The sequence below is a fragment of the Croceibacterium atlanticum genome, from assembly GCF_001008165.2.
Taxonomy (GTDB): domain Bacteria; phylum Pseudomonadota; class Alphaproteobacteria; order Sphingomonadales; family Sphingomonadaceae; genus Croceibacterium_C; species Croceibacterium_C atlanticum.
The window spans coordinates 2180635-2200840 of record NZ_CP011452.2; the positions used below are offsets into that span (position 1 = coordinate 2180635).

16 protein-coding genes are annotated in these 20206 nt (G+C 62.9%); 11 read left to right on the plus strand and 5 right to left on the minus strand.

Going from position 1 to position 20206, the window contains the following annotated elements:
* Window positions 1–73: 73 nt before the first annotated feature.
* A complete protein-coding gene (locus WYH_RS10325; RefSeq protein ID WP_046903769.1) occupies window positions 74–1297 on the plus strand; it encodes a polyhydroxyalkanoate depolymerase in 1224 nt (407 codons plus the stop codon).
* Between the two features lie 20 nt (window positions 1298–1317).
* Here WYH_RS10325 and WYH_RS10330 read toward each other — a convergent pair whose 3' ends face one another.
* From WYH_RS10330 to WYH_RS16860, 3 genes are read right to left on the minus strand one after another with little or no spacing between them, the layout of a single operon-like run.
* On the minus strand, window positions 1318–2421 hold the full coding sequence (locus WYH_RS10330) for an acyltransferase family protein (RefSeq protein WP_046903770.1): 1104 nt from the start codon (window positions 2419–2421) through the stop codon (window positions 1318–1320).
* Window positions 2418–3815 (minus strand): DUF5935 domain-containing protein, encoded by a 1398-nt coding sequence (locus tag WYH_RS10335; RefSeq protein ID WP_046903771.1) that lies wholly within the window; start codon window positions 3813–3815, stop codon window positions 2418–2420. The genes WYH_RS10330 and WYH_RS10335 overlap by 4 nt, the downstream gene beginning before the upstream one ends.
* Entirely contained in the window at window positions 3808–3981 is a 174-nt protein-coding gene (locus tag WYH_RS16860) for a hypothetical protein (protein ID WP_156320124.1), read from the minus strand. Before WYH_RS16860 ends, WYH_RS10335 begins: the two co-directional genes overlap by 8 nt.
* A 109-nt stretch (window positions 3982–4090) precedes the next feature.
* Here WYH_RS16860 and WYH_RS10340 point away from each other — a divergent pair, with 109 nt between their 5' ends.
* The 5 genes from WYH_RS10340 (at window position 4091) to WYH_RS10360 (ending at window position 13746) form a co-directional block, all read left to right on the plus strand.
* A complete protein-coding gene (locus WYH_RS10340; protein WP_046905057.1) occupies window positions 4091–5329 on the plus strand; it encodes a TIGR04063 family PEP-CTERM/XrtA system glycosyltransferase in 1239 nt (412 codons plus the stop codon).
* A gap of 76 nt (window positions 5330–5405) precedes the next feature.
* Complete coding sequence (locus tag WYH_RS10345) at window positions 5406–6446, plus strand: hypothetical protein (protein ID WP_046903772.1); 1041 nt, start codon at window positions 5406–5408, stop codon at window positions 6444–6446.
* 215 nt (window positions 6447–6661) lie between these two features.
* Entirely contained in the window at window positions 6662–11305 is a 4644-nt protein-coding gene (gene gltB, locus WYH_RS10350; protein ID WP_235979341.1) for a glutamate synthase large subunit, read from the plus strand.
* A gap of 11 nt (window positions 11306–11316) precedes the next feature.
* Window positions 11317–12753, plus strand: a complete 1437-nt coding sequence (locus WYH_RS10355) for a glutamate synthase subunit beta (RefSeq protein ID WP_046903774.1) — start codon at window positions 11317–11319, stop codon at window positions 12751–12753.
* Between the two features lie 54 nt (window positions 12754–12807).
* Window positions 12808–13746, plus strand: coding sequence for a 1-phosphofructokinase family hexose kinase (locus WYH_RS10360; protein ID WP_046903775.1), 939 nt, complete (start codon window positions 12808–12810; stop codon window positions 13744–13746).
* On the opposite strand, the gene WYH_RS10365 is transcribed toward WYH_RS10360, so the two are convergent.
* Complete coding sequence (locus WYH_RS10365) at window positions 13743–14219, minus strand: MarR family winged helix-turn-helix transcriptional regulator (protein WP_053833531.1); 477 nt, start codon at window positions 14217–14219, stop codon at window positions 13743–13745. The genes WYH_RS10360 and WYH_RS10365 overlap by 4 nt on opposite strands.
* A gap of 80 nt (window positions 14220–14299) precedes the next feature.
* Here WYH_RS10365 and WYH_RS10370 point away from each other — a divergent pair, with 80 nt between their 5' ends.
* The gene (locus WYH_RS10370) at window positions 14300–15223 is read left to right on the plus strand and encodes a TauD/TfdA dioxygenase family protein (protein ID WP_156320125.1); all 924 of its coding nucleotides are present in this window, start codon (window positions 14300–14302) and stop codon (window positions 15221–15223) included.
* A 24-nt stretch (window positions 15224–15247) separates the two neighbouring features.
* Here WYH_RS10370 and WYH_RS10375 read toward each other — a convergent pair whose 3' ends face one another.
* The gene (locus tag WYH_RS10375; RefSeq protein ID WP_046903776.1) at window positions 15248–15925 is read right to left on the minus strand and encodes a uracil-DNA glycosylase; all 678 of its coding nucleotides are present in this window, start codon (window positions 15923–15925) and stop codon (window positions 15248–15250) included.
* A gap of 80 nt (window positions 15926–16005) precedes the next feature.
* Between WYH_RS10375 and WYH_RS10380 the strand changes: the two genes are divergently transcribed.
* The 4 genes from WYH_RS10380 (at window position 16006) to thrS (ending at window position 20163) form a co-directional block, all read left to right on the plus strand.
* Window positions 16006–16626, plus strand: coding sequence for a ribonuclease D (locus WYH_RS10380; protein WP_046903777.1), 621 nt, complete (start codon window positions 16006–16008; stop codon window positions 16624–16626).
* A gap of 23 nt (window positions 16627–16649) precedes the next feature.
* A complete protein-coding gene (gene lptC, locus WYH_RS10385; protein WP_046903778.1) occupies window positions 16650–17294 on the plus strand; it encodes an LPS export ABC transporter periplasmic protein LptC in 645 nt (214 codons plus the stop codon).
* 38 nt (window positions 17295–17332) lie between these two features.
* The gene (locus WYH_RS10390; RefSeq protein WP_046903779.1) at window positions 17333–17902 is read left to right on the plus strand and encodes an LptA/OstA family protein; all 570 of its coding nucleotides are present in this window, start codon (window positions 17333–17335) and stop codon (window positions 17900–17902) included.
* A gap of 248 nt (window positions 17903–18150) precedes the next feature.
* Window positions 18151–20163 carry a threonine--tRNA ligase gene (thrS, locus tag WYH_RS10395; RefSeq protein WP_046903780.1) on the plus strand — a complete coding sequence of 671 codons (2013 nt, stop codon included), beginning with the start codon at window positions 18151–18153 and terminating at the stop codon, window positions 20161–20163.
* Window positions 20164–20206 lie beyond the last annotated feature (43 nt).

Genomic DNA, 20206 nt, shown 5'->3' on the forward strand with positions numbered 1-20206 from the left:
ATATGACAGGGAAGATGAGCGGGGCCGTGGCGACCATCCACGAGTCTATCGCAGCGGAAATGAAGGGATAACCGTGCTTTATCACGCCTATGAATTGCAGCGTTCGCTGCTGACAAGCGCCAGCCGCTGGGCCGAGATAGGTGCGGAACTGCTGAACAATCCTGCTCTGCCGCTCGGTTATTTCGGGATGGGGCCGACCGTGGCGAGCGCCCTGCAGGTCTTCGCCCATATTTACGAACATCGCGGCAAGCCCAAATTCAACATCGACAGCGCTATCGTGGACGGGAAGGAATATCCGGTCACCGAACAGGTCGTGTTCGAAAAACCGTTCGGTTCGCTGCGTCATTTCAAGCGCAAGGGTCTGCCCAAGGATGCGCCCAAACTGCTGCTGGTCGCCCCGATGAGCGGGCACTACGCCACGCTGCTGCGCGGCACGGTGGCGCGGATGGTGGAAAACCAGGAAGTGTGGATCACCGACTGGGCGGATGCGAAGTTGGTCCCATTGTCCGAAGGCCATTTCGACCTCGACGATTATATCGATTATCTGATCGAATTCCTGCGCTTCATCGGTGAAGGCGCGCATATGCTGGCCGTGTGCCAGCCATCCGTCCCGGCCTTTGCGGCGGCGGCGATCATGGGAGCGGACAAGGATCCGTGCCGCCCCGCCACGCTGGCGATGATGGGCGGTCCGATCGATACGCGCGCCAGCCCGACCTCGGTCAATGACGTGGCGATGGACCGCCCGCTATCATGGTTTCGCAACCATGTGATCGCCAGCGTGCCGATGAATTATCCGGGCGCCGGGCGGCAGGTCTATCCGGGCTTCCTGCAACTGGCCGGATTCATTTCGATGAATCTCGAAAATCACATGATGAGCCATTACGAGATGTTCAAACATCTGACCCTTGGCGATCAGGATAGCGCCGACGCGACCAAGAAGTTCTATGACGAATATCTTTCGGTCTGCGACATGACGGCGGAATTCTATCTCGAAACGATAGAACATGTGTTCCAGCGCCATTCCCTGCCCAAGGGGGAATTCATCCATCGCGGCAAGCCGATCGACCCGGATGCGATCCGCGACACGGCGCTGCTGGCGATCGAGGGCGAGCGGGACGATATTTCCGGCATCGGCCAGACCCGCGCCGCGCTCGACCTGGCGAAACACCTGCCGCTGAAGATGAAGAAATACCATCTTGCCCGCGATGTCGGCCATTACGGCATCTTCAACGGCAGCAAATGGCGGACCCGTATCGCCCCTGTGGTGGAGGAATGGATGCGCGCCCACGCGCGCTAGCCACCAGGAATGCGGGCCGTTCAGGCCCGCAGCCGGGGCCGAGTGGCAATACGCGGCGCATGGGCGTTCAGCCATGCTTGCGCCGGCTTTTCCAGCCAGTGATAAAGCACGCCCGAAAGGACGAGCAGAAGCGCGGCATATAGTGCGACCTCGGGCCAGCTCAGTTGCAGATCGTCACCGACAAAGGCGATCTTGAACGCAATCAGCAGCGGCACATGCGCCAGATAGGTCGCATAGCTGACATCCCCCAGCCAGCGGAGCGTCGGGGCGCCAAGCAAACGCGCAACCGGCCCGCGGTCGAGCGCAAGGGCCAGCAGCATCAGGGCGAAAACCAGCGGGAGGAAAGCTGTTTCGGCCAGGCCGATGACCATGCCGAGAACGAGCAGGCCCGTGCCCACCGCCAGGCAGATCGGCGCCGCGCCTTGCACATCCCGCCAGCGCAGCCAGAGATTGCAGATCATCGTGCCGATCAGGAATTCAGCGAGACAGCGCCACACGCCGAGGCGGGTAATCGCATCGCCCAGGCTTGCCTCCCCGGCAAAGGCGAAGGTCAGATATAGCGCAGCTGCGAGCAGCAACGCCGTGGCGATCAGTGCCGCGCTAGGCAGTTTTTCCCATCGCAGGGCCAGCACGAAGAAGGGAAACAGCAAATAGGCTGCCAGTTCGGTGCTGATGGACCAGGCCGGGTGGTTCCACGACAAATCATCCGTGAAACCCCAATTCTGCACCAGCAGCACATGCAGCGGCAATTCCGCAAAAGGATAGGCCGATGCGTCCCGGCCAGTCATCTGCAGGGCGAGCGCGAACGCCACCAGCACGGCCAGTATCGATATGTGGAGCGGCCAGACCCGGGCAAAACGCTTCCACCAGAAATGCGGCAATTGACCGAAACCGCCACCACGCAGCCGCCCGGCATAATTCAGCCACATGACGAAGCCGGAGAGCATGAAGAACAGGTCGACTGCCAGATAGCCCTTGCCCAGCAGGGTGATGGCATCCGCCGGCAGCAGGTCCGCAAGGTTCAGGCGCATATGATAAAGCACGACAAGCCAGGCGGCGATGCCGCGAATGCCCGTCAGCGCATGAAGCTGCGGAATTCCGCCGGTTTCCAGGCGCGCGCTCATGCCGGCGCACTGTCTGGATCGCCGGACATCCCAGCATTCGCCGCCCGACGGCTGGCGAGGCGTTCCTTGCGATCTTCCTCCTTCCGGGCCGTTATGCGGCGGGATACCAGCGTCATCAGCCCGATCTGCAGGCCTATCAGCATGAAGACGAAAGGCTGGTAGGCAATACCGATGAACAAGGCGCCCAGAAGATAGATCAGCTGGCCGTGCTGCAAGGCGGTTGCCAGCCCGCGCCAGGACTTCTCCTGCGGATCGTCACTGGTGCGATAGCGCCGGCGGATACGTTCCATCTGCCACAGGCCCAGCCCCTGCAGCCACAGCCACAGGAACAGGCCGGGCCAGCCCTGTTCACCCAACATTTCGAAATAGGCGGAATGATAGGCGCGCGCTTCTTCGGTGATCTGTTCCGTCCGCACTTCCCGCGATCCGCCTTCATCCACCACGACACGGGTGGAATAGGTGAAGCTGTTGCCGAGAAAGGCGTCAAACCCGCCGCCAAGCGGATTTTCCTTCGCATAGTCCACCGTCCACTGCCACACGGCCAGCCGGGTTGAGGCCGACTGGTCCGCCTGGTGGTTGCTGATGGTGGACATGCGTTCGGTATAGCTGGCAGGCAGGAAAGGGATCGCCGCCAGAAGGGCCAGTGCGCCCAGCCCCATATAGACGAATTTGTATTTGACGCTGCGCAGGGTCAGCGCCGCCAGCAGGCCGATGCACAACAGCCCGGTGCGCGTCTGAGTGCCGATGGGGATCAGCAGCGCGGCAAAGCACAGGGCCAGCGCGAAACCCATGGTCCAGCGGCTGGCCGGAAAGATCGTGCCGTTGCGCGCGACCCATATGGTCAGCGGGATGATTGCAATTGCCACGGTGGACAATGTGCTGCCTTCGTAAAGGCCGGAATTTTCCTGCACCAGCGCCGCCAGCGTGCCGTATCCGCCACCGGACAACAGCGTCTTGATGCCGCCCGAAATGATGATCGAACCCGCGGACAGCACCATGAACAATGCCGCAGCCTCCAGCCGCAATCTGGTCCGCAGCGTCAGCGGCAGGAAGATCGCGAACAGCAATGCCTTCCACACCCAGGACCATTTGGTCTGCGCAGCCTCCGGGAAATCGGCCATGATCGTGGTCATCCCGCAATAAAGCAGCAGGACGAGGATCAGCGCCTGGCGGAAAGTGAAGCACCCGCCCTTCTTGTTATCCAGCAGCAGCCAGCCGCCAAATGCCGCGAGAAAGGCGATCAGCGAAACCGGCAGGCTGGGCAAGATCGACCAGCCGATCTTCTGCGGCGCGACGATATCGACATAGAGATAGGCCAGCACCCAGATGAAGGGGCGCCGCAATCCCAGCAACATCAGGATCGCGAAAAAGCCGAACAACGCCAGATCAAGCATCGGTGCCATCCCCGGAACCGGCCTGCCGCCGCCAGCGGGGCACGGCCCTGGTTTCGGCATCGCCGCCTTCACCATCGTCGTCGTCGAGCCGGGGATTCATCGACAGCCGGATCGCGGCGATCGCCAGCAGCAGATGCGAGAGGCCAAGCGCGAAATAGTCGATCATCGGAAGAAGACGCGCCCTCTCATGCGGCATGGCAACTGGCTGTGACGGCCCTGCCTTAAACGCCGCCGGTTGACGCGCCGTTAAGGTTGTCATGGCAGGAATCGCCGCGATGACCCGGGTGCTCCACATCCTCGACCATTCGCTGCCCCTCCACAGCGGCTATGCTTTCCGCACGCGCGCGATAATGAAGGCGCAACTGGCCGACGGGCTGGAAGTGCGCGGCGTCACCGGCTTGCGCCATACGGCTGAAGCGCCGGCAGAACCCGATCCGCAACTGGCGGAAGGCCTGCTGTTCCACCGCACGGCGGGCACTATCTCCGGCCCGACTGGGATGCGCGAATGGCGAGAAATCTCCGCCCTTGCGGACAGGATCGAACGCCTGCTGGACGAATGGCGGCCCGATATACTCCATGCCCATTCGCCCGCCCTGTGCGGGCTGGCTGCGCTGCGTATCGCGCGGCGCCACCAACTGCCGCTGGTCTATGAAATCCGCGCCTTCTGGGAAGATGCGGCCGTGGGCAATCTGACCGGACGCGAAGGATCGCTGAAATACCGGCTGACCCGCAGCCTGGAAAACCGCGTGGTCGAAGGGGCCGATGCGGTGATGACCATCTGCCGCGGACTACGCGAAGACCTGATCCGGCGCGGCTTTCCCGAAGGCAAGATCGGCATCATGCCCAATGGCGTCGACCTTTCGCTGTTCGGCAATCCGCCACCACGCGACGATGCGCTGGCGCGGGAACTGGGGCTGGGCGAAGGTCCGGTGATCGGCTTCATCGGCAGCTTCTACGATTATGAAGGGCTGGACGATCTGATCGCGGCCATGCCCGGCCTGATTGCATCCCGGCCCGATGCACGCCTGCTGATGGTCGGCGGCGGGCCGATGGCGGATAATCTGCGCAGGCAGGCGGAAGCCTCCCCCGCAGCCGATGCGATCCATTTTGTCGGCCGTGTTCCGCATGAAGAGGTGGAACGCTATTATTCGCTGTGCGACGTGATGGCCTATCCGCGCAAGGCCAGCCGGCTGACCGAACTGGTCACCCCGCTCAAGCCGCTGGAGGCCATGGCGCAGGGCCGGCTGGTCGCGGCATCCGATGTCGGCGGCCACCGCGAACTGATCGACGACGGCATAACCGGCACCTTGTTCGCCCCGGACGATCCGGCAGATTGCGCCCGGGCTCTGGCCGGCCTGCTCGCAAGGCGCGGCGAATGGGACACGATCCGCGATGCGGCGCGGGAGGCAGTGGCCAGCCGGCACGACTGGGCCCGCAATGTTCGCCGTTATCGGGACGTTTACCAGGCACTTCTAACCTCAGGGGCCAAGGGCCGGATTCGGGCCGCAGCCTGAAAATATTCTCCGCCAGCCAATGGCATCGCCCGGCGATGGCCAGTTTGGACAGGGCCGGTTTGGATAAGGACTGAGCATGGCGAACTTTTCTGACACCGAAGGCCGGGCCGATCAGGCAGAGCCCAAGGCGGCCCGCCCTTCGTTGAGCCAGCACCCGGCCTTTGCCGGCATCATCATCCTGTGGTGCGCTGCCCTGCTTGGCCTCAGCATCATCGTCGTACCCGCTTCCCTGCTGGAACGCGCGGTATCGGCCATCGGCCTGCCTTCCATCCTTCCCGCCGCCGCAGCCCCGCTGGGCGGCACGGCGCGCGCGCTGATGGCCCTGGCGGCGAGCGTGTTCGGCGCTGCAATCGGCTTCGTCATCGCTCGCCGGATTGCCGCTGCATTCCGCCCTTCATACACCGCGCTGGCGGCAGCCGCCCGCCAGAAAGATGGACCGCGCCCGATCAACGCCCATCAAGAACTGGGCGAAGAAGGTTTCGATGCCGCAGCGGAACCCTTTTATGGTGTAGTCGAACAGGAAGACCGACCGGCCGAGCGAGAGCCGAAAGAGGTTCAGGCCGAAACCGCCGAATTCGTCGAAATGGATGAATATGGCGATTCGGATTTTCAGTCCCTGCCGTCACCCCGCCTCTACTCTCTGGTGGCACAAGGCGAAGAAGAAGCGCTTCCTTTTACCGCTCCTTCGCAGCAAGACCCGCTCCCCGCGGCAGGGGAGGACAAGCAGCTGGATCGCGGCACCGCCGCAAATCCCGCTGCGGGTGAGAGTGACCTCGAAGAGCTGGAACTGGTGCAGCTGGTGGACCGGCTGGGCAATTCCTTGCAGCGCCGGCGCGAATGGATCGCGCGCAGATCCGCAGGTCAATCCACCTTGCAGACGGGGCACCCCCATCTGGAAGTCGCTCCGGCGGAAGATGCCGAACAAGCCATGGCTGCCTATTTCGCCGCTGCCAGATCTCCGCAAGGCACATTCGCCGCGGATCAGGCGATGGCCGACAATGTGGCGCACCCTTTCAAAAAGCCGGAAAACATGCAGGATAAGCCAGCCACCCGGCCCGGCAGGGATTCGGAAGAGGCATTGCGAGCAGCCCTGGCAACATTGCGCCGGATGGGCTGAACGCCAGGGGGTTTGCCCGGGGTTGCGATAGAATTTCGCGACTGCAAAAATCGCGTTCCCCATCCTGGCACACCTTGCCAAAATTGCTTCCTGTCTTCATGGGGGGCTTTCGCGACATTTTATAAGGCAACCCATGCCGGGACAGTCGCGCTTCGTTGCCCAAGCGGATGGGCGCCGGAGCGCGCTATTTCCGGGCCTGAAACAGGAATATGAATTTGACTGAGTACCCCGCGCCCCAGGGCCTGTACGATTCGCGCAACGAGCATGATTCATGCGGTGTGGGCTTTGTTGCCCATATCAAAAATGAAAAATCCCACGCGATCGTAAGCCAGGCGCTGGAGATTCTGGCCAATATCGACCACCGCGGCGCAGTGGGCGCCGACCCGTTGCTGGGCGACGGCGCGGGCATCCTGATGCAGATCCCGGATCCGCTCTACCGCAAATGGGCGGACAGCGAAGGGCTCAACCTGCCGGCGCCGGGCGATTACGCCGTGGCCATGTGCTTCCTGCCGCAGCATGAGGAAGCGCGCGATTTCATTGTCGCCCAATTCGAAAAATTCATTGCCAAGGAAGGCCAGCGCCTGATCGGCTGGCGCGACGTGCCGACGACCAATGACGGGCTGGGCAAGGCCGTTCTGGAAAGCATGCCGGTGATCCGCCAGTGCTTCATCGCCAAGGGCGAGAATTGCGCGGACCAGGACGCGTTCGAGCGGAAGCTGATCGTTATCCGCAAGCAGACCCAGAACCCGCTGAAAGAACTCGCGGAAAAGCATGGCATGCCGCAGCTGACCAAGCTGTACATGCCCAGCTTTTCCAGCCGGACGGTGGTTTACAAGGGGCTGCTGCTGGCAAACCAGGTCGGCAGTTTCTATGATGATCTGCGCGATCCCGATTGCGTGTCGGCCATTGGCCTGGTGCATCAGCGTTTCTCCACCAACACCTTCCCCAGCTGGCGGCTGGCCCAGCCCTTCCGGCTGATCGCGCATAATGGCGAGATCAATACGGTGCGCGGCAACGTCAACTGGATGAATGCACGCCGCCGCACGATGGAAAGCGCGCTGCTGGGCGCGGATCTGGACAAATTGTGGCCCATCGTGCCGCATGGCCAGTCCGACACCGCCTGTCTCGACAATGCGCTCGAACTGCTGCTGCTCGGCGGATATTCGCTCGCCCACGCAATGATGATGCTGATCCCGGAAGCCTGGGCCCGCGATCCGTTGATCGATCCGGCGCGCAAGGCTTTCTACGAATATCACGCTGCCCTGATGGAACCCTGGGACGGCCCGGCGGCCGTGGCCTTTACCGATGGCCGCCAGATCGCCGCCACGCTGGACCGCAACGGCCTGCGCCCGGCGCGTTTCTGCGTCACCAAAGACGACGTCGTCTGCCTCGCTTCCGAAAGCGGCGTTCTGCCGTTCAAGGAACAAGAGATCACCCGCAAATGGCGCCTTCAGCCGGGCCGCATGTTGCTGATCGACCTTGAAGAAGGCCGTATCGTCGAAGACGAGGAGCTGAAGGCCGAACTCGCCAATGCGGAACCTTATTCCGAATGGCTGGAAAAGGCGCAGTACAAGCTGAAGGATCTCGAAGCGATCGAGACCGACCGCGAGGCTGTGCGCGAAACCGAAAGCAGCCTGCTGCAGCGCCAGCAGGCCTTCGGCTACACGCAGGAAGATGTCAGCAAGTTCCTCGAGCCGATGGCGGTGAAGGGGGACGATCCGATCGGTTCCATGGGCACCGACACGCCGATTGCCGTGCTTTCGGCCCGCAGCCGCCTGCTCTACGATTATTTCAAGCAGAACTTCGCCCAGGTCACCAACCCGCCGATCGACCCGATCCGCGAAGAACTGGTGATGAGCCTGCTGTCCATGATCGGCCCGCGCCCGAACCTGCTGGGCCGCGATGCCGGCACGCACAAGCGCCTGGAAGTCGATCAGCCGATCCTGACCAACAAGGACCTGGAAAAGATCCGTTCGGTCGAAGCGTCGCTGGACGGCGCCTTCCGCACCGAGACGATCGACATCACCTGGGACGCCGAAAGCGGGGCCGAAGGCCTCGAAATGGCGATCAAGGAAATGTGCTGGGCCGCGACCGAAGCGGTGCTGCAGGACAAGAACATCCTGATCCTGTCCGACCGCGCGCAGGGCCCGGACCGCATCCCGATGCCGGCATTGCTGGCCACAGCCGCCGTTCATCAGCACCTCGTCCGCCAGGGCCTGCGAATGCAGACCGGGCTGGTCGTGGAAACCGGCGAAGCGCGCGAAGTGCATCATTTCTGCGTGCTGGCCGGCTATGGCGCGGAAGCCGTGAACCCCTATCTCGCCTTCGAAACGCTGGAGGAAATCCGGGCTGACAAGGTGCCGAAACTGACCACGGCCGAAGTCGAGAAGAACTATATCAAGGCTGTCGGCAAGGGCATCCAGAAGGTCATGTCCAAGATGGGCATTTCGACCTACCAGTCCTATTGCGGCGCGCAGATCTTCGATGCGGTCGGCCTGTCCTCCGCCTTCATCGAGAAATATTTCACTGGCACGGCCACCACGATCGAAGGCGTCGGCCTGCTGGAAGTCGCCCAGGAATCGGTGCGCCGTCACGCCACCGCTTATGGCGACAATCCGATCTACAAGAAGATGCTCGATGTCGGCGGCATCTATCAGTACCGCATCCGGGGCGAAGACCATGCCTGGACCCCGGCAAATATCGCCAATCTGCAACATGCAGTGCGCGGCAAGAGCTACGAAAATTACGAACAATTCGCCAAATCGGTCAATGATCAGGCGGAACGTCTGCTCACCATCCGCGGGCTGATGGAATTCCGCAAGGCGGACAAGCCGATCGATATTTCCGAGGTCGAACCGGCCGAAGAGATCGTGAAGCGTTTCGCCACCGGCGCGATGAGCTATGGCTCCATCAGTTGGGAAGCGCATACCACGCTGGCGCTGGCCATGAACCGTATCGGCGGCAAGTCCAACACGGGTGAAGGCGGCGAGGACCCGCGGCGCTTCAAGCCGCTGGAAAACGGCGACACGATGCGATCCGCCATCAAGCAGGTGGCATCGGGCCGCTTCGGCGTGACGACCGAATATCTGGTCAATGCCGATGACATCCAGATCAAGATGGCGCAGGGCGCGAAGCCGGGCGAAGGCGGGCAGCTGCCGGGCCACAAGGTGGACAAGACAATCGGCGCCACCCGCCATTCGACGCCGGGCGTCGGCCTGATCAGCCCTCCTCCGCATCACGACATCTATTCGATCGAGGATCTGGCCCAGCTGATCCACGACCTGAAGAATGTGAACCCGACCTCCCGCGTTTCGGTGAAACTGGTTTCCGAAGTGGGCGTGGGCACGGTTGCCGCGGGCGTTTCCAAGGCGCGCGCGGACCATGTCACCATTTCCGGCTATGAAGGCGGCACGGGCGCCAGCCCGCTGACCAGCCTGACCCATGCCGGCTCGCCGTGGGAAATCGGTCTGGCCGAAACCCAGCAGACCCTGCTGCTGAACGATCTGCGCAGCCGTATTTCGGTGCAGGTCGATGGCGGCCTGCGCACGGGCCGCGACGTGGCCATCGGCGCCTTGCTGGGCGCGGATGAATTCGGCTTCGCCACCGCTCCGTTGATCGCGGCCGGCTGCATCATGATGCGCAAGTGCCACCTCAACACCTGCCCGGTGGGCGTGGCGACGCAGAATCCGGAACTGCGCAAGCGCTTCACCGGCCAGCCGGAACATGTGATCAACTATTTCTTCTTCGTGGCCGAAGAACTGCGCCAGATCATGGCGGAGCTGGGCTTCCGCACGATGGACGAGATGATCGGCCGCGTGGACCGGCTCGACATGCGCCGCGCGCTTCGCCACTGGAAGGCGCAGGGCGTCGATCTCGGCCGCCTGCTGCACCAGGTGGAACTGCCGGAAGGCACCGCCCTGCGCCAGATTTCGGTCCAGGATCACGGTCTTGCCGCAGCGCTCGACAACGAATTGATCGAAGCCTCCATGCCGGCGATCGAACAGGGCGAGACGATCGTGCTCGACCGCGAGATCCGCAATGTGAACCGCACCGTGGGCGCCATGCTGTCGGGCGAAATCGCCCGCCGTCACGGCCATGCGGGGCTGAAGCCCGAACAGCTGCGGATCAATTTCCGCGGTGTTGCGGGCCAGAGCTTCGGCGCATGGCTGGCCCACGGCGTCACGCTGGACCTGGTTGGCGATGCCAATGACTATGTCGGCAAGGGCCTGTCCGGCGGCCGCGTGATCGTGCGCCCGCCCGAGGGCGTGGACCGTGATCCGACGGAAAACATCATCATCGGCAATACCGTGCTGTACGGCGCGATTGCGGGCGAAGCCTTCTTCAACGGCGTGGCGGGCGAACGCTTTGCCGTCCGCAATTCCGGTGCCATCGCGGTGGTCGAAGGCACGGGCGATCATGGCTGCGAATACATGACCGGCGGCGTTGTCTGCGTGCTGGGCAAGACCGGGCGCAACTTCGCGGCGGGCATGTCCGGCGGCCTGGCCTATGTCTATGACGAGGACGGCAGCTTCCGCGACCGTTGCAATTTGGCGCAGGTCGAACTGGAAGAAATCGACCCGAACCCGTCGGAAGACGAAGGCACCGGACGTCCGCAGCAGCGGCCGGCCCATGCGGGCGATTACGGCATGGGTGACATGCTGCGCCACGACGCCGAACGGCTCAGGATCCTGGTCGAACGCCACAAGCTGCACACGGGCTCCGCCCGCGCCACGCAATTGCTGGCCGATTGGGACAATGCGTTGAAAAAATTCATCAAGGTCATGCCGACCGACTATGCGCGGGCGCTGCGCCAGCTTGAAGCTGAGCGTGAAGAAGCCGCCTCCGTCGCGGCCGAGTAAGGGTAACGAAAATGGGCAAGGAAACCGGCTTCCTCGAGATCGACCGGCAGGATCGCACCTATGCGGATCCCAAGGAACGGATCGGACATTATCGCGAATTCGTGATCCCGCACAGCGAGGAGGCACTGAAGAACCAGGCCGCCCGCTGCATGAATTGCGGCATCCCCTATTGTCACAACGGTTGTCCGGTGAACAACATCATCCCGGACTGGAACCATCTGGTCTACGAAGGCGACTGGCGCGAAGCGCTGGACAATCTCCATTCGACCAACAACTTCCCGGAATTCACCGGCCGCGTCTGCCCCGCCCCGTGCGAGGCGAGCTGCACGCTGAACATCATCGACAAGCCGGTGACCATCAAGTCGATCGAATGCGCAATCGTCGATCGCGGATGGAAGGAAGGCTGGATCGAACCGCAGATCCCGGAAGAAAAGACCGGCAAGAGCGTGGCCGTGGTCGGGTCCGGCCCGGCCGGGCTGGCCTGTGCGCAACAGCTTGCCCGCGCCGGCCATTCGGTGACCGTGTTCGAAAAGAACGATCGCTGCGGCGGCCTGCTCCGCTATGGCATTCCCGACTTCAAGATGGAAAAGCACCTGATCAACCGGCGGCTGGTGCAGATGGAAGCCGAAGGCGTGACCTTCAAGACATCGGCCGAAGTCGGCGTGGATGTCTCGGTCAAATCGCTGAAGGAAAATTTTGACGCGATCGTCCTGGCAGGCGGCGCGGAAAAAGCCCGGCCGCTGCAGATCCCCGGCGCGGAAATGCCCGGCGTGCGGCTGGCGATGGAATTCCTGACCCAGCAGAACAAGCGCAATGCCGGCGACAGCGAAGAACGCGCGGCCCCGCGCGGCACATTGTCCGCCACCGGCAAGCACGTGATCGTGATCGGCGGCGGCGATACGGGTTCGGACTGCGTGGGCACATCCAACCGACAGGGCGCGAAATCGGTCACCCAGATCGAAATCATGCCCAAGCCGCCGGAGCATGAGAACAAGATGCTGACCTGGCCGGACTGGCCGATGAAGCTGCGCACCTCCAGCAGCCACGAAGAAGGCGTGGACCGTGACTGGTCCGTGCTGACCAAGGAAGTTGTCGGCGAAAATGGCGTCGTCACCGGCCTGAAATGCACCCGCATCGAATGGGAAGGCCGTGAGATGAAGGAAGTTCCGGGCAGCGAATTCGTGCTGCCGGCGGACCTGATCCTGCTCGCCATGGGTTTTCTCGGCCCGAAAAAGACCGGGATGCTGGACCAGGCAGGCGTGAAGCTGACCGATCGCGGCAATGTCGATGCCGATACGCAGGATTACCACACCAGCGAAGACATGATCTTTGCCTGTGGCGACATGCGGCGCGGCCAGAGCCTGATCGTCTGGGCAATCCGCGAAGGACGCCAGGCTGCGCGGGCGGTTGACGAAGCGCTGATGGGCGCTAGCGAACTTCCACGCTGACCCGGACCGGCAATAGCCGGACGCAGGCACCAGGAACGAGGAGGGGCGCGGCCAATGCCGACGATCGCAACGCTGACCATGAACCCGACGATCGACGTCGCCTATGAGGTCAATCAGGTTCGTCATACGCACAAGATGCGCGGGCGGAAGGCGAATTACGATCCCGGCGGGGGCGGCATCAATGTCGCCCGCGTCTTCGGCCGGCTGCAAGGCAATGCCAATTGCTATTACCTGTCCGGCGGCGCCGCGGGTGCCATGCTGGACGTATTGCTGAACCAGCGCTGCTTCGTGCGCAAGCCGATCCAGATCGCGGGTAATACCCGTATCGCGACCAATATTTTCGAACGCTCGACCGGCCATGAATTCCGCTTCGTCCCGCCGGGGCCGGAAGTTACCGCCGCGGAAGCCGATGCCTGCCTGTCCGCCCTGGCCGAAGCTGAAGGGCAGTTCCTGGTCGCCAGTGGATCCCTGCCGCCCGGCGTGCCGGTGGATTTCTATGCCAAAGTCGGGGAAATCGCCCGCAAGCGCGGTATCCGGATGGTGCTGGACAGTTCAGGCGATGCGCTGCGTGCCGGGCTGAGCGCGGGCAATGTCTATCTGGTCAAGCCCAGCGAAAGCGAGCTGGCCGGCCTGGTCGGCCGCGACCTGGACACGGTAGAGGAAATCGAATCCGCCGCCCTGCAGGTGGTGGAATCCGGGCAGGCGGAAATGGTCGCCGTCACTCTGGGCGCGAATGGGGCAATGCTGGTTTCCAATACCGGCAGCCTGTTCCTGCCTTCCCTGAAAGTGGAAGTAAAAAGCGCCACGGGCGCAGGCGACAGCTTTCTGGCAGCCATGCTTTATCGCCTTGCGGTGGGGGACGATCCGCCAGACGCATTCCGTTACGGCATGGCGGCCGGCGCGGCGGCTGCGATCACCGCCGGCACCGATCTCTGCTTCCCTGAAGATATCGAGCGGTTCCACGCCCAATATGCGGATATCGCCGCGAGCTAGGCTTCTTCGCTTTCTTCCAGCGCGGTAATCGCGCGGTCGACCAGCGAAATCAGCAACGCCATATCCTTCGCGCCCAGCGCATCACGGATCGGCGCTTCCTGTTCGGTCACCAGAGCGAACAGCGTGTTCATCATTTCCTCGCCTTCCGGCGTGACGCGCAATGTGTTGCGCCGGCGGTCGGACTGGGAACGGTCGCGCGCAGCCAGCCCGCGACGTTCCAATTCATCCACAATGCCCACCAGGCCGGACTTGTTGATGCCCGCCTGCCGGGCAAGCGCAATTTGCGAAGAACCGGGATTGGCCGCAACCAGGGCCAGAACGGTCAGAGAGCCGGTTGGCAAGCCATAGGGGGCCGACGCGGAAATAGACCGCATTTGCATGGCGTTACGGAGCAAGCGGATACGCGGACCCACGGAGCCGGACAGGATACCCCAATCCATCTGCTCACGCGCGATCTCGCCGGACTTTGTCATTTAAGAGCCTCGATTCCTGACGGTTTTTGCGACAAGATAGGCATTGGGCCGGGCGATGCCAGTTGGTAAAGGATTAATAGGTGGGAATCAGGCCCTTGCACCCGCTATTCGCGGCCGAAATGCACGGTGCCGACTTCACCGGGCACCCAACAGTCCAGCTGATCGAATCTGTCGAGCGCGCCATGGCACGTTTCGGCGTGCTCGTCATTCGCGGCGCCGATATTACCGATGAACAGCAGAAGATCTTCAGCCGTGCGTTTGGCCCGCTGGAACTGCCCAGCCGCAGGAATGACGCGCAACCGATGCCCTGCGGGGAGCGAGTGTTCGACCCCACAATGTTCTATGCCGGCAATCTGGACCGGGACGGACGGATCATCTCATACGGCGCGGAAGAGGGGAAATTGTCACGCGGGGCGGAACGGTTCCATACGGACAGTTCATTCCATTCCATGCCGACGAAATGGTCATTGCTGCGCGGCCATGAAACGCCGCCGCCCGAAGCCGGAGGCGATACATGGTTTGCCGATACACGCGCCGCCTATGACGCATTGCCGGAAGAGCTGAAGGAGCGAATCGATCGGCTGGTCGGTCTGCACGATTTCTGGGAAGGCCGCCGCCGTGCCGGGCTGAAAGGGGAAATCACGCCGGAAATGCGGCGCATGATCCCCTTCCCCGCGGTGCAGCACGATCTGGTCCGCACACTGGACGATGGGCGCAAATCACTGTTCATCGGTGGCCATTGCACAGGTGTGGTGGGAATGGACGAGGAAGAGGGCCGCGAACTGGTGGAACATCTCTACGCCCACGCCACGCAGGACCGTTTCATCTATCGCCATCAGTGGCGACAGCACGATCTCGTGATCTGGGACAATCGCTGCACCATGCATGCGGCAACGCCATTGCTTTCCAACGAATATCGCCGCGACATGCGCAGGACGACCATCAATGAGAGCGGGCCGGAAATCTCCGCCTTCGAATGGATGGGCCTGGCCGAAGAGGGATGAAGCAGGCTTCCCGCTTGCCCATCCCTACCAGTCTATCGCGCCGCACCCTTGTTCTTCCAGGAATGCGTTCGCCCTGCTGAAAGGGCGCGATCCGAAAAAGCCGCGATGGGCGGAAAGCGGGCTGGGATGCGGGGACCGGATTATCAGATGCCGGTCACTGCTCGCCAATTCCGGTATCCGCGCCGCCTTGGACTGGGCGTGGCTGCCCCACAGGATGAAAACGCATGGTTCAGCCCGCTGCGCCACGGCCGCCACCGCGGCATCGGTAACCGCTTCCCAGCCGCGCCCGGCATGGCTGCCGGCCTTGCCGCTTTCCACGGTCAGCGAATTGTTGAGCAGCAGGACGCCCTGTTTCGCCCACCGTTCCAGATTGCCATCGGCCGGCGGCGTCACGCCCAGATCGCTGCGCAATTCCTTGAAAATATTCACCAGGGACGGTGGCTGCTTCACGCCTTCCGGCACGGAAAAGGACAAGCCATGCGCCTGCCCTGGCCCGTGATAGGGATCCTGCCCCAGGATCACCACTTTCACCGAATCCAGCGGGGTCAGTTCCAATGCGCGCAGGCGCTGTCCACGCGGCGGGAATACCTGCTTGCCGGCATCTTCTTCTGCCCGCAGCCAGCCGCCCAACTGGCGCGCTTCACGGTTGGTCAGCACGGGTTCAAGCGGCTTCCGCCAGCTTTCAGGCACGCTTTCGCTCATCCCTGTTACCTATCCCGGGCACAGGCGAACTGCCAGCCGCCTCTTTCCCTCTTTCCCCGATGGTCCTAAGGCCCCGGCCCATGGCAATCTATTTCCACGAAGAAGACCTTCCCGCAGACGCACTGGCGCCCGGCGCAGTCGCGGTTGACACTGAAACCATGGGCCTGATCACGCCCCGTGACCGGCTGTGTCTGTTGCAGATCAGCGATGGCCGGGGGGATGAACATCTCGTGCGCTTCGCGAAGGACAGCAGTTTCGACGCGCCCAATCTCAAGGCTGTGCTGGCCGATCCGGCGCGGACCAAGCTCTATCACTTCGCGCGGTTCGACCTGGCGGCGATCGAATATTATCTGGGCGTCACCGCCGCACCGGTATTCTGCACCAAGATCGCCAGCAAGCTGACCCGCACCTTCACCGATCGGCACGGACTGAAGAATATCGTCAGCGAATTGCTGGGCGAGGAGATTTCCAAGCAGCAGCAGTCGAGCGATTGGGGTGCGCCGGTCATCAACGATGCGCAGCGCGAATATGCCGCATCCGATGTGCGCTATCTCCACCGACTGGTGGAAGTATTCGAGGAACGTCTGGCCCGTGAAGGGCGGCGGGAACTGGCACAGGCCTGTTTCGATTTCCTACCCACACGCGCCAGGCTGGATATTGCCGGCTGGGCGGACAAGGACATCTTCAGCCACGAGGCTTGAGGCAGGACTTTTGACGGCACGCCATGACCAAGCAGGCTGACCACCTCCGCGACAGGCGCCGCACCTTCGCCGCGCCCGGCAGCCCGCTGGACCGGATCGTGCGCTGGCTGGCCATCGGCCTGCCTGCACTGGTGGGGGCGGTGGCGGCAACCATGCTGATCGCCCCGCTCAGCCCGCGGGGGGAGGTCAGCTTCCTGCTTGATCGCAACAAGGTCGCGATCGCTGAAGACAGGCTGCGGGTCGACCACGCCATTTATCGCGGGGATGACCGGCGGGGGCGTCCGTTCTCGCTTTCGGCCGGCCAGGCGGTGCAGCGCAGCGCCAGCGTGCCCGTGGTCGAACTGAACGATCTTACCGCCCGGCTGCTGCTGTCCGAAGGCCCGGCAGTGCTAAGTGCCGCATCGGGCGAATACGATATCGACCAGGAAACCGTGAGGATCGACGGTGTGGTCCAGTTCCGGGCCGCCGATGGCTATACCATGTCGGCCAGCAATGTTTCAGCCGACCTGCCGGAACGGGTTGTAACCGGCGATGGCCGCGTGGAAGGGCAAACCCCGGCTGGCACTTTCTCGGCCGACCGGATGCGTGCCGACCTGTCCGAACACACGGTAACGCTGATCGGGAATGCAAGGCTGCGCATGACCCCGTCGAAGATGCGTACACGATGACTTCCCATGGCCCCCGCGCAGAAGTAAGGAGCGCAGCAATGGACATCGCGCCCAATCCTCGCCCGCATTCGCTGAAGCGGATCGCCATGCGTTCGCTGCTGGGCGGATTCGCGGCGGCGGCGATTGCCGGTCTGGGGTTCCAGTCCCTTGCCGGGGCGCAGGGCTTTGCCGGGTTCAACGCCAACCAGCCGATCGATTTTGCCGCGGACCGGATCGAATTGCAGGACCGGCAGGATCGCGTCGTCCTGTCTGGCGATGTGGTTTTCACGCAGGGAAATCTGCGGCTGACGGCAGGGCGCACCACCGTTTCCTATTCCAACGAGGAACGGCTGCAGATCCAGCGGATAGATGCCACTGGCGGCGTCACGGTGACGCGCGGCGGGGAACAGGCAAGCGGCGCGGCGGGCATTTATGATTTCAACCGGCGGGTGATCATCCTTTCCGGCGGTGTCACGCTGAAGCGCGATGGCGATACGTTGAACGGGGGCCGACTGGTGATCGACCTGCGCAGCGGGGTGGCCAGCGTGGATGGCCGGGGCAGCACGCCTTCGGGCGAAAGCGCGGGGGGCCGCGTTACCGGCACCTTCTCCGTTCCCGAGGACGAGTGACCGCTTTAGTGACTTTTTGGGATTCCCATCCTATCTACCACTCGTGATGAACGGCATGACCACCACGAACACTACCACCACCCCGGCGATCCGGGGGCGTTCGGCCGCGTCCTGACCGCAGCCGTCGCCGCCCGGGATCGGGCGGTTCGGCGTCACCTCCCGCATCCCGATTTCTGCAAGACCGGCGCCGGGACTTTCAGCGAGCGCGGCTTTGTGCCATCGCGCCGCAAACAGAAAGACGGCATACGATGAGCGAAATGTTGAAAATCAGCCTGCCCGACGGTTCGGTTCGCGAGATGCCGGCCGGAACCACCCCTGCCGATGTGGCGGCGGCAATCGGCCCCGGCCTCGCCAAGGCGGCGATTGCCGCGCGCGTGAATGGCGAAATGCGGGACATCAACCGCCCGCTGGAAGGCGACACGGAACTGGCACTGATCACCAGCCGGGACGAGGAAGAGGCGCTGGAACTCGCCCGGCACGATTATGCCCATGTGCTGGCGGAAGCGGTGCAGGCCCTGTGGCCCGGCACACAGATCACTTTCGGCCCGGCGACCGAGGACGGGTTCTATTACGACGTAAAGGCGCCCGACAGCCGCGATCCCTTTTCCATGGATGACTTGCCCGCCATCGAGGAAAAGATGCGCGAGATCATCAAGGCCGACAAACCCTTGCACCGCGAGGTCTGGAGCCGCCAGCAGCTGATCGACAAGTGGGAAAGGGAAGGCGAAACCTTCAAGGCCGAATGGGCGAAGGAACTGCCCGAAGGCGAGGAGCTGTCCGTCTATTGGTCCGGCACCCCGAACGAGGAAGGTTCGTGGCTGGACATGTGCCGCGGGCCGCATCTTCCCAGCACGGGCAAGCTCGATCCGCAGGCTTTCAAGCTGATGCGCGTGGCCGGCGCCTATTGGCGGGGCGATCAGCGCAATGCGCAGCTGACGCGCATTTATGGCACGGGCTGGCTCAACAAGAAGCAGCTGAACGCGCATCTGGTTCGGCTGGAAGAAGCGGCCAAGCGCGATCACCGCAAGCTGGGTTCCGAAATGGACCTGTTCCACCTGCAGCAGGAGGCGCATGGCAGCGTCTTCTGGCATCCGCAGGGTTTTGTCATCTGGCGCGAGCTGGAAGCATATATGCGCCGCGCGATTGACGGTGCGGGCTATCGCGAAGTGAAGACGCCGCAGGTGATGGACGCCCACCAGTGGGAACAGTCCGGCCATTGGGGCAAATATCGGGAAAACATGTTCGTCATCCCCGACGAGGTGCCGAATACCGAAGATGAAGGCGACATAATCAGCGGCGAGGCCGACTGGATGGCGCTGAAGCCGATGAACTGCCCGGCGCATGTCCTGATCTTCAAACAGGGCATCAAGTCCTATCGCGACCTGCCCCTGCGCATCTACGAAAATGGCTGCTGCCACCGTAACGAACCGCATGGCGCGCTGCATGGGCTGATGCGCGTGCGCCAGTTCACCCAGGACGATGCGCATATCTTCTGCCGCGAAGACCAGATCGTGGAAGAAGTGCGCAAGTTCTGCGAACTGGCGGACCGGGTCTATCGCGATTTCGGCTTTTCCTATTCGATCAAGCTGGCCCTGCGGCCCGAACGCCGTTTCGGCACGGACGAAATGTGGGACCAGGCAGAGGCGGAATTGCGCGATGCGGTGGTCCGCGCCGGATTGGCGACGGAAGAATATGGCTGGGAAGAACTGCCCGGCGAAGGCGCCTTTTATGCGCCAAAGCTGGAATGGCACCTGACCGACGCGATCGGCCGCACCTGGCAGGTCGGCACGATCCAGTCCGACCGCGTGCTGCCCGAACGGCTGGATGCGACCTATGTGGCGGAGGATGGCGAACGCCACCGCCCGATCATGCTGCACCGCGCGATCTTCGGTTCCTATGAACGCTTCATCGGCATCCTGATCGAACATTTCGCCGGCAAGCTGCCGCTGTGGCTGGCGCCGGTTCAGGCCGTGGTGGCCACGATCGTTTCAGACGCGGATGATTATGCGAAGGAAGCCGTCGCCAAACTGCAGGCCGCGGGCATTCGCGTGGAAAGCGATCTTCGCAATGAAAAGATCAATTACAAGGTCCGCGAACACTCGGTGAAAAAGGTCCCGCATCTGCTGGTGGTCGGGAAGAGAGAGGCCGAGGAAGGCACGGTCGCCATGCGCACGCTGGGCGAAAAGGAACAGAAATTCCTCTCCCTTGATGAAGCGATTGCCCTGCTGAAGGAAGGCGCCACCGCGCCGGACCTTCGCTGACCGGGATGCCGGGGCGCGCCGTTGTGGCGCAGGCCCCGGCCCG

Excerpts from the sequence above, each read along its gene's own strand:
- WYH_RS10355 (WP_046903774.1), top strand. The coding sequence starts at position 11,317 with ATGGGCAAGGAAACCGGCTTCCTCGAGATCGACCGGCAGGATCGCACC.
- WYH_RS10390 (WP_046903779.1), top strand. The coding sequence starts at position 17,333 with ATGGACATCGCGCCCAATCCTCGCCCGCATTCGCTGAAGCGGATCGCC.
- WYH_RS10375 (WP_046903776.1), bottom strand. The coding sequence starts at position 15,925 with ATGAGCGAAAGCGTGCCTGAAAGCTGGCGGAAGCCGCTTGAACCCGTG.
- WYH_RS10345 (WP_046903772.1), top strand. The coding sequence starts at position 5,406 with ATGGCGAACTTTTCTGACACCGAAGGCCGGGCCGATCAGGCAGAGCCC.
- WYH_RS10365 (WP_053833531.1), bottom strand. The coding sequence starts at position 14,219 with ATGACAAAGTCCGGCGAGATCGCGCGTGAGCAGATGGATTGGGGTATC.
- WYH_RS10330 (WP_046903770.1), bottom strand. The coding sequence starts at position 2,421 with ATGAGCGCGCGCCTGGAAACCGGCGGAATTCCGCAGCTTCATGCGCTG.
- WYH_RS10360 (WP_046903775.1), top strand. The coding sequence starts at position 12,808 with ATGCCGACGATCGCAACGCTGACCATGAACCCGACGATCGACGTCGCC.
- lptC (WP_046903778.1), top strand. The coding sequence starts at position 16,650 with ATGACCAAGCAGGCTGACCACCTCCGCGACAGGCGCCGCACCTTCGCC.
- WYH_RS16860 (WP_156320124.1), bottom strand. The coding sequence starts at position 3,981 with ATGATCGACTATTTCGCGCTTGGCCTCTCGCATCTGCTGCTGGCGATC.
- thrS (WP_046903780.1), top strand. The coding sequence starts at position 18,151 with ATGAGCGAAATGTTGAAAATCAGCCTGCCCGACGGTTCGGTTCGCGAG.
- WYH_RS10335 (WP_046903771.1), bottom strand. The coding sequence starts at position 3,815 with ATGCTTGATCTGGCGTTGTTCGGCTTTTTCGCGATCCTGATGTTGCTG.
- WYH_RS10340 (WP_046905057.1), top strand. The coding sequence starts at position 4,091 with ATGACCCGGGTGCTCCACATCCTCGACCATTCGCTGCCCCTCCACAGC.
- WYH_RS10380 (WP_046903777.1), top strand. The coding sequence starts at position 16,006 with ATGGCAATCTATTTCCACGAAGAAGACCTTCCCGCAGACGCACTGGCG.